We start from the raw sequence: 14,421 nt of genomic DNA on the forward strand, positions 1-14,421 counted from the left end.
GGGTATGAGCGCCGCCGAACTCGAAGCCGAGCTGTCGGAGGACGAACGCGCCGGACTCGAACTCGTCCGCCGGAGCGGGGGAATCCACCAGAGCGACTTCTGGAAGGAACTCGACGTCTCCTCACGAAAGGGCAGCCGGATCGTCGAGAAACTCGCGGAGGCCGACCTGATCGAGCGCCACGACACCGTCTACAACGGCCACAACACCTACCTGCTCACCCCCGCGGCCCGCGATCTGGACTTCTCGTTGCTGATGGCCGGGGACATGCTCTCGCCGTTTATCGGCGAGGAGGAGATCGACGCCAACAGCGACGCCTTCTCCCAGTGGATCATGAACCTCGCGTACGAAAGTTAGCCAACGTTTATTGTCGTTCGTGCTGAACCTCGTTTCATCTCCGTGACGTGATCGAAAGCGACAGGGGGATGGAGATCGCTATGAGCACCACAGAATCCGTTCTCGACCATCACTTGGAGACGTTCGGTGAACAGGACATCGAGGGGACCATGGAGGACTACACCGACGAGTCGGTCGTCGTCACCAACATGGGGACCTTCAGAGGACTAAGGGAGATCGAAGGGCTGTTCGAGGACCTGTTTTCGGAGTTCAGTTCCGGAGAGTCCTCGATGACGATAGACGAACAGCTCGTCGAAGACGAGTTCGGCTACATCGTCTGGAACGCCGAGACGCCCGAGAACGTCTACGAGTTCGCGACCGACACGTTCTACATTCCCGACGACACCATCGAATTCCAGACCTTCGCGGGGAAGCTCTCCCCGAAGGAGTGACACTGTCGGCCGTACCTGTGTGACGGTTCTCGCACCCTCGGGCCAGCGAGCAGCTCGAACGATGTATGGCCGCCAGTAATACAAGCTATTCGAGCGCGCTCGCGGCGCGGATGATTCGCTTCTCGCCGAACGTCGGCCCGATGAGTTGCACTCCCACGGGGAGACCCTCGGTTTCGCCTGCTGGAACCGAGATCGCCGGGAGGTTCGCGAGGTTCACGGGAACCGTGTTCGCATCGGCGAGGTACATCTGGAGGGGGTCCTCTAAGCTCTCGCCGACCTCGAAGGGCGGAACCGGCATCGTCGGGCTGGCGAGGACGTCCGCCTCCTCGAACGCTTCCTCGAAGTCCCGTGCAACCCACGCGCGGGCGTCCTGTGCCTTCTTGTAGTATTTGTCGTGGTAGCCCGCCGAGAGCGCGTAGGTCCCCAACAGGATCCGGCGTTTGACCTCCTCGCCGAAACCCTGCTCGCGGACGGCCGCGAACGCCTCGTTCCAGTTACCGCCCGACTCCGTGACGGGGCCATAGCGCACCCCGTCGAAGCGCGCGAGGTTCGAGGACGCCTCCGACATCGCGATCACGTAGTAGGCGGCGACGGCGTGCTCGATCGAGGGGAGGCTCACCTCGTGGTAGCTCGCCCCCTCCGATTCGAGGTCGGAAATCGCGTCCCAGAAGGCCTCCCTGACGCCCTCGTCGGCCCCCTCGACGAGTTCGGTCGGGATCCCGATCGAGAGCCCCTCTATGTCGCCGTCGGCGGCGCTCGCGTAGTCGCTATCAGCGCCTTCGCAGCGGGTCGTCGCGTCCCGGTCGTCGGGTCCCGAGATGGCATCGAGCACTCTGGCGGCGTCCTCCACGGTGGGGGCAAGCGGCCCGATCTGCTCCAAGGAGTTGGCGTACGCGACCAGCCCGTACCGCGAGACCAGCCCGTAGGTCGGTTTGATCCCGACGACGCCACAGAAGGCCGCCGGGTTTCTAACTGATCCGCCCGTGTCGGTTCCAAGCGCGTAGTCGGCCTCGCCGGCGGCGACCGCGGCGGCGCTTCCTCCCGAGGAGCCGCCCGGAACGCGCCCCTCGGCAGCGGGATTGGGCGCGGGACCGAACGCCGAGGTCTCGGTCGTCGAGCCCATGCCGAACTCGTCCATGTTCGTCTTGCCGACGATCGTCGCGCCAGCGCCCGTCAGGCGCTCGATCACCGTCGCGTCGTAGGGCGGGACGTACTCCGCGAGCATCTCGGATCCGCAGGTCGTGCGCACGCCCGCCGTGCTGATGTTGTCCTTGACGGCGACCGTCTCGCCCGCGAGGGGACCCTCGTCCTCGCCCTCGATTCGCTCCTCGGTGATGAAGATCGAGGACTCGCTCATGAAACGCTCGGCCCCTTGAAGTAGCCGTTCTCGCTCTCGGGGGCGTTCCGGAGCGCCTCCTCCTGACTCAGGCTTTCGCGCACCTCGTCGGCCCGCATCACGTTCTCGAGGTCGTCCTCGCGCTCGATCTCGGGCACCTCATCGAGGGTCTCGAAGGCGTCGAGGATCTCGCCGAACTGTTCGGCGAAGGCCTCGATTTCGGACTCATCGAGGTCGACCCGCGCGAGCGCGGCGACGTGGCGCACCTCCTCGGCGTCGACGGACTGTTCGCTCATACGGGGAGAACCCGTGGATGGAGAGTAAGGGTTTCGAATCAGGCGACGCGCGCCCAGACCACCAGCGCCGAGGGCAACACGAGGAGCGACGCCAGATAGGCATAGAGGATCGAGATCGAGAGCAACAGGCCGAACTGCCCGAGGATCGGCGTGATCGCGAGCACCAGCACGCCCATCCCGGCCACGGTGGTGAGCATGCTCCCCGTGAGCGCGCCGCCGGTCCCCCGAACGGTTCGATCGAGCGCCGCGAGGGTATCGGCCCCGGCGTCGAGTTCGTCGACGAATCGGTGGACGACATGGACGGTGTAGTCGACGCCCAGCCCGATCGACACCGAGAGGATCGTCGCGGTCAAGGCGTTGAACGGGATCCCCGCATAGCGCATCGTCCCCGCGAGCGCCGCGATCGCGACGGCGATCGGGAACAGGTTGACGACGCCGAGCGACGGCCGGCGGGCGACGACCCAGTAGCCCGCAACCAGAAACACCCCCGTCGCCGCGAGCGCGAGCACGAGACTCCGGAGGGCCGACTCGAAGATCACGTCCGAGACCGCCTCGAAGACGAGGGTCTCGCCCGTCGCGGTCGCGTCCAGCCGGTGGCGATCGGCCAGTTCGCGGGCGTCCTCGCCGACCGCCTCCTGGGCGGCGTCGCCCTCGACTGCGTACTGGACCTGGGCCGCCCGATAGTCCTCGGTGATGTACTGACGGGCCTGGTCCTCGTAGGGCGAGGCGTAGAGTTCGTCGTAAATCAATTCGAGGTTCTGATCGGGCACCCCGTTGCCGTTGCGGTCGTTTCGCTCGACCAGCGCGGCGAACTCCGGGTTCTGGGCGGCGTACTGCTCGATGACGGTGATGATGCTCTGGGAATCGGCGTATCGCCCGTCGCGGATCACCGTTTCGGGGGGATCCTCGCCGGCCCGGTGGATCGATTCGAGCGCGTAGTCCTCCCGGAGTTGCCCTTCGAGGGAGACGACCACCGTCCCCTCCTGACCCTGCGGGAACGTCTCCTCCAGGTAGTTCATCGTGCCCGTGACCTGCGGTTCGGCAGGCTGGAGTTCGGCGGGGAGGTACTCGATGTAGCCCGGCTGCTCCTCCGGCGGGAGGAAGTCCTCGTCGCTGAATGAGGTGTCGACCTCGCTCCCGTAGGCCCCCATCGCGCCGGCGGCCACGAGCGTCACGAGCAGGAACGCGATCGGGGCCCGTCTGGCGATTACGACCCCGACCGGCAGGACGCGCCCGAGCGCCGAGTCCTCCTCGCCCAGTGGCTCGGAACTGAACTCCGGAATAAGGGTATCCTCGCGCCAGCGGTCGGTGAGCACCTTCAGCGCGGGCATGAAGATCCCGAAGATGAGGAACGTAAAGGCGATCCCCAGCGCCGACACCAGCCCGAAATTCCGGATCGGCGGGAGCGAACTCGTGTAGTTCGCGCCGAATCCGACCACAGTAGTACCGATCACGAGCACGAACGCGACCAGCAGTTGGTCGGTGGTCCGCTCCATGGCCGCCGTGACGGAGGCCGTCGCGGAGCGTTCCTCGCGGTAGCGGTTGATGATGTGGATCCCGAAGTCGATTCCTACCGCCAACAGCAGAACCGGCACCGAGATCAGCATCTGCGAGAAGGGGATCCCCGCGAGTCCCATGAACCCGAACGTCCAGACGACCGTCATCGAGAGCGCGAGCAGCCCGATCGCCAGGTCGATCGGGTCGCGGTAGGCGACGATCAGGAAGAACAACAGCAACACGACGGCCGCGGGCACGACGATCAGCAGCGAGTCCTCGATGATCGTCTGGAACTCCGCGGAGACGATACCGCTGCCGAACACCTGGAATTGGCCGTCGCTTCGCTCGGCTATCGTCTCGATCTCCTGCTGGATCGGCGTCATCGGGCTGTTCGCGTCGTTGCCGGTCGTCTCCGAAACGCCGCCGGGAAGCTCGTGGGTGACGGTGCCGATGGTCGCCGAGGCGGTCGCCGACTCCGTGTTGAAGTCCTCGCTCAGTTGTCCAGTAAAGGCGGGATTGTCGGCGTTCGCCCGCACCGCCTCGCGGACCTCGCGGTCGCTCGCCGCCTCGAGGGTTGCGCGCTGGTCGGCGGTCGTATCGGCCTCGGGATCGATCGTCCGGGCGACGATCGCCGCGGCGCTGTTCGCCTCGGTCGCACGCAGCTCCTCGCGGTCGAGGACCGACTCCTGGAGCGCGAGCATTCGTATGAGCTCCTCGCGGGCTAGGACGTTCTCACCCCGTTGGATGAGCTGTGTCGAGGCCGTATCGGCGGACTCGCCGCGCGGACCGAAGCGGTCCTGGACGTCCTCGAAGGCCTGCTGTGCGGGGACGTCCTCGGTGAACTGGCCGGTCCCCGCTTCGGTACCGGTTTCCCCGAGCCCGCCCGCAAACAGGAGCGTGACCGCGAGAAAGGCCAGCACGACGGCTCCCGGCCGCTCGGTGATCACCTCGCCGAGTCGCTCGACGGCGCGCTCGTGGCGCGACATCTACGCGAACCGGCGGATTCCGACCGCCAGTCCGATGACGGCCAGCGCGAGGCCGGCCGCACCGAGCGTCCAGCCGCCGAAGCCGTCGTCGGCCGGTTCGGTCACCTCGACGGGGACCTGATACTGCTCGGAGAGCTGGGTGTCGCCATCGCCGTCGTCGTAGCTGAAGTCGATGTCGACCGGGTAGGTCCCTGCGACGTCGCTCTCCGCGTTCACGTCGAAGGTGAGGACGACCGACTCGCCGGCGGGCAGTTCGGGGGCGTAGGCCTGATCGGTCTCGACCGAGAGCGGACTGTCGGCGAAGAGCTGTGCGTTGAGGTTGCTCACGTCCTCCTCGCCCTCGTTGGTGACTTCGAGTTCGACCGTCTCACTCCCTCCGCTTTCGACGCTCGCGTTGAGCGGTTCGACGCTGAACCTCTCGCTCTCGGGGGCGACACTCACCTGCGTGCTCGTCGTCGCTTCGCGGTCGTTGCCCTGCTCGTCCTGGTAGGCGACGACGAAATCGAGCTGTCGGTCGCCCGCGCTCGCCTCCGCGCTCACGTCGGCGTCGAACGCGAACTCGGCGCTCTCGCCGGGTTCGAGGTCGCCCAGCGCGTACTCCCGCTCGGCGAACCCGAGCGTGCCCGACTCGTTTGCCAGCCGGAGGACGGCGTTCTCGGCGTCCCCGCTGCCGACGTTCTCGACGGTGCCCGTCACCTCGCCGTCGCTGCCGACCTCGAGGTCGCTTCTCGTGTCCTCGACGTCGAAGCGGGCGCTCTCCTCGATCACGATGGGTACCTCCTCAGTGATCGTCTCGGAGACGACCGTCTCCTCGCCGTCCTCGACCTGACTCGTGTAGACGTACTCGACGGTCACCGTGAGCTGATAGGTGCTCGCCGGGGCGTCCTCGTTGACCGACAGCGTGATCGGGATCGGCCCGCTCGTCCCCTCCGGGAGGCTTCCCACCGGGACCGTCGCGGTCTCGACCTCGAAGGGCGGGCCGTCGGCCTCGGCCTCGACGGTCACGTTGCGCGCCGTCTGGACGCGCTGGCGGTCACCCTGCTGAGTGATGATTTCGATGCCCTCGCTTCCCTCCTCGATCGTCCCGTTGTTCATCAACTGGAGTTCGATCTGCGTCGTCTCGCCGGGCGAGACAGTGTTCTCGGGCGCGAAGACGCTGACGTTCGGCTGGCCCTGCACTCCGGCGACGACGCCGCTTGTAATGACCACGAGCAGTACGACTCCGATCAGGGTCGCCCCCCGGCGACCCGGCCATAGCTTCCCCCGTCCGACCATATACCGGTTCGACGGGGCCTGGCGATTAAGTGTTGTCGTTTCCCTACAGACAGCGTATCCGTAGCTTGAAACCGGGTGCGACCCAACCGATCCCAATGGGAAACGCAGCACTCAGGGACCTCGCGGCCATCGAGCCGATCCGGTTCGAGGAGCTGTCGGGGTCTGTCGTCGCGATCGACGCCCACAACTGGCTCTACCGGTATCTGACGACGACCGTCAAGTGGACCGCGAGCGGGATCTACACCACCGAAGGCGGCACCGAGGTCGCGAACCTGATGGGGATCGTTCAGGGACTCCCGAAGTTCTTCGAGAACGATCTCGTCCCCGTGTTCGTCTTCGACGGCGTCGTCACCGACCTCAAGGAGGGCGAGGTGAGCGAGCGACGCGCCGCAAAGGAGCGCGCCGCGGCCAAGGCGCGGGCCGCACGCGACCGGGGCGACGGGATCGAGGCCGCCCGCCTCGAAGCGCGCACCCAGCGCCTGACCGACGCCATCCAACGCACCACGCGGGAACTGCTCGACCTGCTCGACGTGCCGTACGTCGAGGCCCCCGCCGAGGGCGAGGCCCAGGCCGCCCACATGGCCAAAGCGGGCGACGTGGATTATGCCGGCACTGAGGACTACGACGCGCTGTTGTTCGGCTCGCCGCTGACGCTCCGTCAGCTCACCAGCAAGGGCGACCCCGAGTGTATGGACCTCGAGGCCACGCTCGCGGCCCACGACCTCACCTACGAGCAGCTGGTCGACGTGGGGATCCTCTGTGGGACCGACTTCAACGAGGGTGTCCACGGAATGGGGCCGAAAACGGCGGTCAAAGCGATCCACGAACACGGGGATCTCCTCTCGGTACTAGACTCACGGGACGCCGCGATCGGGAGCGTGGAGGCGGTTCGAGAGCTGTTCCTCGATCCCGACGTGACCGACGATTACGAGTTCGACACGACGCTCTCGCCCGATATCGAAACCGCCCAAGAGTTCGTCACGGACGACTGGGAGATCCCTGCCGAGGAGGTCGCCCGCGGGTTCGAGCGCATCGAGGAGTCGGTCACGCAAACGGGGTTGGATCAGTGGACCTGAAACCGTTTTGCCCCTCCGGCTCACAACGGAGCGTATGAACGCCGAGGACGTCGCCGAACTGATCGAGGAGGAAATCGAGGACGCACGGGCGACGGTCACCCAACCCAGAGGGGTCCACGACGAGGACCACCTCGCGGCGGTCGTCGTCTCGCCCGCCTTCGAGGGCAAACCGTTGGTACAACAGCACCAGCTCGTCTACGACGCGCTCGGCGAGCACATGACAACGGACATCCACGCCCTCGAACTGAAGACCTACACGCCCGCGGAGTACGAATCACAGTAGCGCTATCGTTGGTAGGCCGGCTATACCGGCGGTTCGGCCAGTTCCTCGTCGAGCCGGCGGTTGTGTAACGCCTCGCCAGTCTCCCGGTCGAAGACGTGGATCGCCTTCTCGGGCAGCCGAATCGTGACGGTTTCGCCCTCTGTGATCCGGCGCATCCCGTTGACGGTGGCGATAAATCGTGTGTCGCCGATTCGCAAGTGGACGTTGTTCTCGTTGCCCATCGGCTCGACGACGAGTACCTCGGCGGCGTACTCGTGGTCGCCTCCCGTCCCGTCGATCAGTTCGATGTCCTCGGGGCGGATCCCGAGAACGACGGGAGAGTCGTCGAGTTTCCCCGTGATGTCCGACGAGAGCGGATACTCGAAGCCCTCGCCGGCGAGACGCTCGCCTTCGAGGCGCATATCGAAGAAGTTCATCGACGGATCGCCGATGAAGCCCGCGACGAACTGGTTTTCCGGACGATGGTAACACTCGAGCGGCGTCGCGACCTGCTGGAGGACGCCGCCGTCGAGGATGGCGATCCGATCGCCCATTGTCATCGCCTCGGTCTGGTCGTGCGTGACGTAGACCGTCGTCACGCCGAGTTCGTCCTGGATGCGCTGGAGCTCCGTTCGCATCGAGGAGCGAAGCTTCGCGTCGAGGTTCGAGAGGGGTTCGTCCATCAGGAACACCGCCGGATCGCGCACGATCGACCGCCCGAGCGCGACCCGCTGTTGTTGGCCACCCGAGAGCTCGCCCGGTTTGCGTTCGAGCAGCCGTTCGATCCCCATCATCTCGGCGGTCTCCTCGACGCGTGTTCGGATCTCGTCGTCGCCCATGTCCGTCGACTCCTCGAGCCCGAACGACATGTTCTCCCGAACGGTCATGTGCGGGTAGAGTGCGTACGACTGGAACACCATCGCGATGTCCCTGTCCTTGGCCGGGATGTTGTTTATCACCCGGTCGTCGAGAGAGATCGTGCCCGACGTGATCGACTCGAGACCGGCGATCATCCGTAGCGTCGTCGACTTGCCACAGCCCGACGGACCGACGAGGACGAGGAATTCGCCGTCGTCGATGTCGATCGATACCTCGTCGACGGCGATTATCTCGCTGCCGTCGTCCTCCGTGAACACTTTCGTTACCGTATCGAGTTTGGTGTGAGCCATAGTCAGAACCTCCGTGTTGCTAGTTGCAGTCGTCGGGCGATCATACCTCTACCCCCTCCGCGAACTCGTCGGCAAAGAGGAGATAGACCACCAGCGTCGGGAGCGCCGTGATGAACGCGCCGGCCATCCGCAGCGGGTAGTCGACGCCTTCGAGCGCCTCGCCCAGCCCCGAGAGGATCAGCGTCGCCGAGGCGGCGGGGTCGCTGACGCTCCCGATGATAGTCAGCGAGAAGAGGAACTCGTTCCAGATCTGCGTGAACTGGAAGATGAACACGACCGCGAACATCGGGATCGACAGCGGCAGCACGATCCGCTTGTAGATGCGCCAGACGGTCGCGCCGTCGAGTCTGGCCGCCTCGATCATCTCCCAGGACATCGTCTTGTACTGGGAGCGAAACAGCAGCGTACAGATCGGAATCCCGTAGGCGGTGTGCGTAATGATGAGTTCGAGGAGCGTCGCGCTCCGTGCCGACAGTAGCAGCCCGAGACGCATCTCGAGCATCGCGTACTGCGACCAGAACTGGGTCAGCGGGACGATGACCGCCTGATAAGGGATGAAGATCCCCGCGATGAACAGCGCGAACACCGCGACTTGGCCGCGCCAGTCGACGAGCGTCAGCCCGTAGGCGGCCATGCTCCCGAGGACCGCACAGAGGAGCGTCGCGGGGATCGTAAACAGCATACTGTTTATCATCCCGGACCAGAGGGTATCGAACGCGAACTGCCACTTCTCGAGGGTGACACCTGCCGGACCCGGCGGGGCAAACGGTTGGGTGTTGATGAGCGCCTCCGAGGTCTTGATCGAGGTCACCAGCCCCGACTCGATCGGGAGCAGGTAGAAGACGACCAGCCCGAGCATCGTCGCGTACAGCCCGATCCTGCGGAGATCGAACGCCGTCGTCGTTTCGTCGCTCGTTTCATCGCCGACCGAGACGGATCGTTCGCTCATAGGTTTCCTCGTGTGTACTGGTTGTACAGATACGGCGCGATCACCGCGAGCGACAGCACGAACAGTGCGATCGCGATCGCCGACCCGTAGGCCCATTGGGACTGGCCGAATGCCTCACGGACCATCTTGGTCGCGAGGATGTCCGCACCCTGTCTGGGGCGATAGCCCCCGAAGACCGCATACAGGAAGTCGAAGGCCTTGAGCGCGAACAGCACCAGCGTGACCGAGGCGCTGACCATTGCGGGCCGTAACTGCGGGATGATCACGCGGCGATACATCCGAAGCGTACTGGCCCCATCGACCCGCGACGCCTCGTACTGGTCGGTCGGGATCGACCGGAGCGCGGCTAGATAGATGACCATCGTATAGCCGCTGAACTGCCAGACGAGCGCGAAGATCACCGCGCCCAGCACGATCTGGGGGTTCCCGAGCCAGTTGTACGGGCCGATTCCGAAGATCCCGACGAACTGGTTGACGATCCCGTCGTTGACGTTGTACATCCACCGCCAGAACTGCGCGGTGACGATGAACGAGAGGGCAAAGGGGAGCAGGTAGATCGTCCGGAAACCCCGCCCGAATCGGACCTGCCGGTCGAGCAGGATCGCGAGTCCGAGTCCGATGAGCAGACACGTGATCGTAAAGACGACCAGCAGAACGAACGTGTTTCTGGTCGCCTCCCAGATCGCCGGGTCCTCGAACAATCGCCGGTAGTTCTCGAAGTCGAGGCTGCTGTAGTCGGCCCCGCCGAAGCCCGTATAATCGGTCAATGAAAGCAGGAAGTTCCAGCCGATCGCCGCATAGACGAAAAAGCCCATGAGCAGGAACGGCGGCCCCCAGAACGGCGCCGAGCGGACGAAGTCGTTGTCGAGCCAGCGTCTGGCCGTCGATCTGCTTTCGGTCGACCCTCCGTCCGTCCGCGCGCGGCTCTCATCCCGTCTGCGCCGCAAAAACGCTAGAACACGTTTCATACAGTGTCGTGATTAGACGGTGTCCATGAACCCTTGGGTCGCCGCGTCGACGTCGAAGGGATCCGCGAAGTTCTGGTTGAGAACTCCCTCGAGTTCCGACTGCGTGCTCTGAGGGACCGCGAGTCCGTGGGCCAGCGTCGGGGGTTTTTCGGTGGCGTTCTGGAAGTCCTCGATCGTATCCGTGAGGTAGGCGTTGAACTCGTCGGTCGGCACCTCCTGACGGGTCGGGATCGAGCCTTTGTACTGGTTGAACTGGACCTGTGCCGTCTCGCCGCCGGCAAAGCGCATGAAGGTGGCGGTCTCCTCGGGACTCGGGTTCTCGCCCGGGTAGATGAACGAGTCGATGTGCAGGCCGTACATCCCGTCGGTACCGGGGAATCGGACGGCGTCCCACTCGGTGCCGTACTCCAGTCCTTCGTTGATGTACGCGCCGGCGACCCAGTTGCCCTGGTGGATGAACGCCGCATCGCCGCTCATGATGCGCTGGTTGACCTCGGTGAAGTCGACGGATGCGGCGTCGGCGTTGATGTAGTTTTCGAGCATCTGCCCGAGCGTCTCGAAGGTCGCGCGAACGGCCGCTTCGTCACCGTTTCCTTCGATGAAGTTCGTGTAGGCCTCGAATCCCTGCGTGCCAAGCATCGTGACTGCCCACGTCTGGAGGATGCTCCACGGGGCGAGCGACATCGCAAACGGCGTGGCCTCGGTCTGGGTGTTGACGGCGTCGAACGCGTCGATCAACGCGTTCACGTCGGTGAGCGAACTCGGATCGACGCCGGCCTGCTCGACGACCTCGACGTTGTAAAAGAGGTCGTTCATCCGATGGGAACCGATCGGGACCGCGGAGAACCCATCGTCGAACTGACATGCCTCGACGGCCTCCGGAGCGTGGGCGTCCTTCAGGTTCGCCTCGTTCCAAACATCCTCCTCGATGTCGCCGAGGACGCCCTCGTACTGCTGGAGGTTGGCACCGGGCCAACCGGCGAAGGAACTCGGCGGGTCGTTGCTCTGGAGCCGGTTCGCGACCGTCTGATCGAGGGTCTGGTTGCCCCCGCCGCCGATCGGGTTCTCGTCGAGGTCGATGTCGGGATACTCCTCCTCGAACGCGCCGAAGAGGGCGTCGGCCGCCTCCTTGCCGTCCCCGCCCGTCCATCCGTGGAGGATCTCGAGCGTGTTACCGTCCCCGCCACCGCCCGATCCCCCCTCGCCGCCGCTCAGACAGCCGGACAGTCCCGCAACGCCGATCGCACCCATCGCTCCGGCTCCCTTCAGATACGCCCGTCTCGGAATCGTCTTCGATTGTTTATTACTCATGGTTAGTCCTGTAGATGCGTTCGTACGAGCGTAGTCAGCCCACTTAATCGTTTCGAGAATTTTTCATTATCGAATAACAAGCTAGAATTATGCCTTCTGAATCGATTCAGTACGCTGATTTTCGACAAACAGTTCAGAACCGACACACGACTACTGGCTGGGAAGATCGTTATTGAATCCCGACTACGTTCCGGTGATCGGGCGGGGTCGACCACCGTTCCAGTAGGTTTTACCGCCCGGCCCGCGAGGGGCCAGATATGAGCGAGGACGTTCGAATCGAGGAGGACAGTCTCGGAGAGATCGAGGTTCCGGAAGACGCCTACTGGGGCGCACAGACCCAACGTGCAGTGGAGAACTTCCCGATCTCGGGGATCACCTTCTCCCGAAGGTTCATCCGCGCGCTCGGGATCGTCAAGAAGGCCGCCGCCGAGGCCAACCGCGATCTCGACCTCGTCGAGGAGGACACCGCAGAAGCGATCATCGAGGCCGCAGACGAGGTGATCGCGGGCCAGCACGACGATCAGTTCCCCGTCGACGTCTTCCAGACGGGATCGGGCACTTCCTCGAACATGAACGCGAACGAGGTGATCGCCAACCGCGCGACCGAGATTCGAGGGGGTGAGATCGGCTCGCGTGACGTTCACCCGAACGATCACGTCAACTACGGCCAGTCGAGCAACGACGTGATTCCGACGACGATGCACGTCTCGGCGCTCGAAGGCGTCGAGAAGGACGTCCTGCCCGCACTCGAAACCCTCGAGGAGGAACTCGCCGAGAAAGAAGAGGAGTTCGCGGACATCGTCAAAACCGGGCGCACCCACCTACAGGACGCCACGCCCGTGACGCTGGGCCAGGAGTTCTCGGGGTACCGGACCCAGATCGAGAAGGGGCGCGTGCGCGTAAAGGCCGTCCGCGCCCACCTCGCGGAACTCGCACTCGGCGGGACCGCCGTCGGCACCGGTTTGAACACCCATGAGGAGTTCCCCGAGCGCGCGGCCGAATACATCAGCGAGGAGACGGGGATCGACTTCGTGGAGGCCGACAACCACTTCGAAGCCCAGGCCGCCCACGACGCAATGGTCGAGGCCCACGGTGCGCTTCGGGTCGTCGCGGGGTCGATGAACAAGATGGCAAACGACATGCGCCTGCTGGCATCGGGCCCACGAAACGGGCTGGGCGAACTCGAACAGCCCGAGAACCAGCCCGGTTCCTCGATCATGCCCGGGAAGATCAATCCCGTCGTGGCCGAATCGGTCAATCAGGTCCACAAACAGGTCGTCGGCAACGACGCGACTGTCTCGACCGGCGGTGCACGCGGCGAACTCGACTTGAACCTCTACAAGCCCGTCCTCGCGCATACCTTCCTCGAATCAGCCAGCATGATCGCGAACGCTGCCGAGGCGTTCGGCGAGCGCTTTGTCGCCAAACTCGAGGCCAACGCCGAACACTGCGAACGGCAGGTCGAACAGTCGATGGCGCTCGCGACCGCGCTCAACCCCCACATCGGCTACGACAAGGCATCCGATGCCGCAAAAACAGCTCTGAAGGAGGGAAAGACGGTCCGGGAGGTCGTCGTCGAGAAGGGCTATCTCGACGAGGACGAAGTAGAGGAGGTCCTCGATCCCGAACTGATGACCCACCGCGGAATCCTTGGACAGGAGTAACGTTCGGGGGTGCACGCCACGGTGGCGGCTCAGACGTCTCAACAACCCGACTGAAACCAGTACAGCTATGTCTGACGTGTGAGTAGGATCTGATATGTATACGTGCCGTAACTGCAAGCGGACCTTCCGGACCGAAGTCGCGCTGTCGCTCCATCGCGATACGTGTTCGGCGGGACAGCTGTTCTGTCGTGTCTGCGGGGACCGCTTCGCCGAACGGCGGGCGACCCGCGACGGCTGGCACTACGCCTGCCCGAACGACGACTGCGAGGGCGAGGGTCTCACCGAGGACCTCCTGCGGGTCGACGACGTACGCATCGCTACTCGAACGCGATAACAACCGACGGACCCGTTTTTCGCGCTACTGGAAGCGAGCCTCCTCCGAGAGGGCGACTCCCCGTGCGATCGCGTAGACGAGGGCGTTTCCCGCGCCGGTCACCATGAGTAAGATCGCGAGCCATCGCAGCGCGTCGGCGAGCAGGAAACTTCCGAGCGCGAGTGCGGGCAGCGTTACGATCAGGGCGACGGTCCACCAACAGAACAGGATCGCGCCGATGACGAACCCGTCCGCGAGCAGATCGTCGAACGAGAGGGTCGATGCCATACCTGTTCGTACAGTGACTCGATACTAAACCGCTCCGCCGAGCGACGGTCGCGGACGACCGCTGAGTACTTGTCCCGCGGACGACTCGGGCGAGTATGCAACGACGAACGTTCCTCACAGCGGCAGCCGCAAGTACCGCGCTCGTCGCCGGCTGTACCGACGTCGGTGACGAGACCGGTGTCCCCGGTCAGTCCGAAGAGGACGGGGAAAACGAGGAGGAAGGGGGGCAAGGAGGGGGCGAGGAG

15 protein-coding genes are annotated in these 14,421 nt (G+C 64.6%); 6 read left to right on the plus strand and 9 right to left on the minus strand.

All coding sequences use genetic code 11. The annotated features are described in order from the left end of the window. Positions 1 to 4: 4 nt before the first annotated feature. Both HAPAU_RS09345 and HAPAU_RS09350 read left to right on the plus strand, forming a co-directional pair. A complete protein-coding gene (locus HAPAU_RS09345) occupies positions 5 to 355 on the plus strand; it encodes a helix-turn-helix transcriptional regulator (protein WP_066381876.1) in 351 nt (116 codons plus the stop codon). A gap of 80 nt (positions 356 to 435) precedes the next feature. Further along, positions 436 to 786, plus strand: a complete 351-nt coding sequence (locus HAPAU_RS09350) for a nuclear transport factor 2 family protein (RefSeq protein ID WP_066381991.1) — start codon at positions 436 to 438, stop codon at positions 784 to 786. An 85-nt stretch (positions 787 to 871) separates the two neighbouring features. Here HAPAU_RS09350 and gatA read toward each other — a convergent pair whose 3' ends face one another. Genes gatA through HAPAU_RS09370 form a run of 4 tightly spaced genes read right to left on the minus strand, consistent with a single transcriptional unit; the run spans position 872 to position 6,176 of the window. Further along, positions 872 to 2,143, minus strand: coding sequence for an Asp-tRNA(Asn)/Glu-tRNA(Gln) amidotransferase subunit GatA (gatA, locus tag HAPAU_RS09355; protein ID WP_066381877.1), 1,272 nt, complete (start codon positions 2,141 to 2,143; stop codon positions 872 to 874). Further along, on the minus strand, positions 2,140 to 2,418 hold the full coding sequence (gene gatC, locus HAPAU_RS09360) for an Asp-tRNA(Asn)/Glu-tRNA(Gln) amidotransferase subunit GatC (protein ID WP_066381878.1): 279 nt from the start codon (positions 2,416 to 2,418) through the stop codon (positions 2,140 to 2,142). The genes gatA and gatC overlap by 4 nt, the downstream gene beginning before the upstream one ends. Before the next feature lie 38 nt (positions 2,419 to 2,456). Further along, a complete protein-coding gene (locus tag HAPAU_RS09365) occupies positions 2,457 to 4,901 on the minus strand; it encodes an efflux RND transporter permease subunit (protein ID WP_066381879.1) in 2,445 nt (814 codons plus the stop codon). Beyond that, positions 4,902 to 6,176 carry a COG1361 S-layer family protein gene (locus tag HAPAU_RS09370; protein WP_066381880.1) on the minus strand — a complete coding sequence of 425 codons (1,275 nt, stop codon included), beginning with the start codon at positions 6,174 to 6,176 and terminating at the stop codon, positions 4,902 to 4,904. It abuts the gene before it with no gap. A gap of 95 nt (positions 6,177 to 6,271) precedes the next feature. On the opposite strand from HAPAU_RS09370, the gene fen reads away from it, so the two are divergent. Continuing rightward, positions 6,272 to 7,252, plus strand: a complete 981-nt coding sequence (gene fen, locus HAPAU_RS09375) for a flap endonuclease-1 (protein ID WP_066381882.1) — start codon at positions 6,272 to 6,274, stop codon at positions 7,250 to 7,252. 34 nt (positions 7,253 to 7,286) lie between these two features. Beyond that, positions 7,287 to 7,535 (plus strand): BolA family protein, encoded by a 249-nt coding sequence (locus HAPAU_RS09380; protein ID WP_066381883.1) that lies wholly within the window; start codon positions 7,287 to 7,289, stop codon positions 7,533 to 7,535. Between the two features lie 20 nt (positions 7,536 to 7,555). Here the strand turns inward: HAPAU_RS09380 and HAPAU_RS09385 are convergent, their stop codons facing one another. The 4 genes from HAPAU_RS09385 to HAPAU_RS09400 are packed head-to-tail and all read right to left on the minus strand — an operon-like array spanning position 7,556 to position 11,911. Continuing rightward, the gene (locus HAPAU_RS09385) at positions 7,556 to 8,683 is read right to left on the minus strand and encodes an ABC transporter ATP-binding protein (protein ID WP_066381884.1); all 1,128 of its coding nucleotides are present in this window, start codon (positions 8,681 to 8,683) and stop codon (positions 7,556 to 7,558) included. Between the two features lie 40 nt (positions 8,684 to 8,723). Further along, positions 8,724 to 9,632, minus strand: coding sequence for a carbohydrate ABC transporter permease (locus HAPAU_RS09390; RefSeq protein WP_066381885.1), 909 nt, complete (start codon positions 9,630 to 9,632; stop codon positions 8,724 to 8,726). Further along, the gene (locus HAPAU_RS09395; RefSeq protein WP_066381887.1) at positions 9,629 to 10,600 is read right to left on the minus strand and encodes a carbohydrate ABC transporter permease; all 972 of its coding nucleotides are present in this window, start codon (positions 10,598 to 10,600) and stop codon (positions 9,629 to 9,631) included. Before HAPAU_RS09395 ends, HAPAU_RS09390 begins: the two co-directional genes overlap by 4 nt. A gap of 12 nt (positions 10,601 to 10,612) precedes the next feature. After that, positions 10,613 to 11,911: an ABC transporter substrate-binding protein gene (locus HAPAU_RS09400; protein WP_066381890.1), complete on the minus strand. Its 1,299-nt coding sequence runs from the start codon at positions 11,909 to 11,911 to the stop codon at positions 10,613 to 10,615. A gap of 257 nt (positions 11,912 to 12,168) precedes the next feature. Between HAPAU_RS09400 and HAPAU_RS09405 the strand changes: the two genes are divergently transcribed. Continuing rightward, positions 12,169 to 13,575, plus strand: coding sequence for a class II fumarate hydratase (locus HAPAU_RS09405; RefSeq protein WP_066381894.1), 1,407 nt, complete (start codon positions 12,169 to 12,171; stop codon positions 13,573 to 13,575). A gap of 94 nt (positions 13,576 to 13,669) precedes the next feature. Continuing rightward, positions 13,670 to 13,909, plus strand: a complete 240-nt coding sequence (locus HAPAU_RS09410; RefSeq protein ID WP_066381896.1) for an HVO_2901 family zinc finger protein — start codon at positions 13,670 to 13,672, stop codon at positions 13,907 to 13,909. 24 nt (positions 13,910 to 13,933) lie between these two features. On the opposite strand, the gene HAPAU_RS09415 is transcribed toward HAPAU_RS09410, so the two are convergent. Further along, the gene (locus tag HAPAU_RS09415) at positions 13,934 to 14,176 is read right to left on the minus strand and encodes a hypothetical protein (RefSeq protein ID WP_066381897.1); all 243 of its coding nucleotides are present in this window, start codon (positions 14,174 to 14,176) and stop codon (positions 13,934 to 13,936) included. Positions 14,177 to 14,421 lie beyond the last annotated feature (245 nt).

The organism is Halalkalicoccus paucihalophilus (assembly GCF_001593955.1).
Taxonomy (GTDB): domain Archaea; phylum Halobacteriota; class Halobacteria; order Halobacteriales; family Halalkalicoccaceae; genus Halalkalicoccus; species Halalkalicoccus paucihalophilus.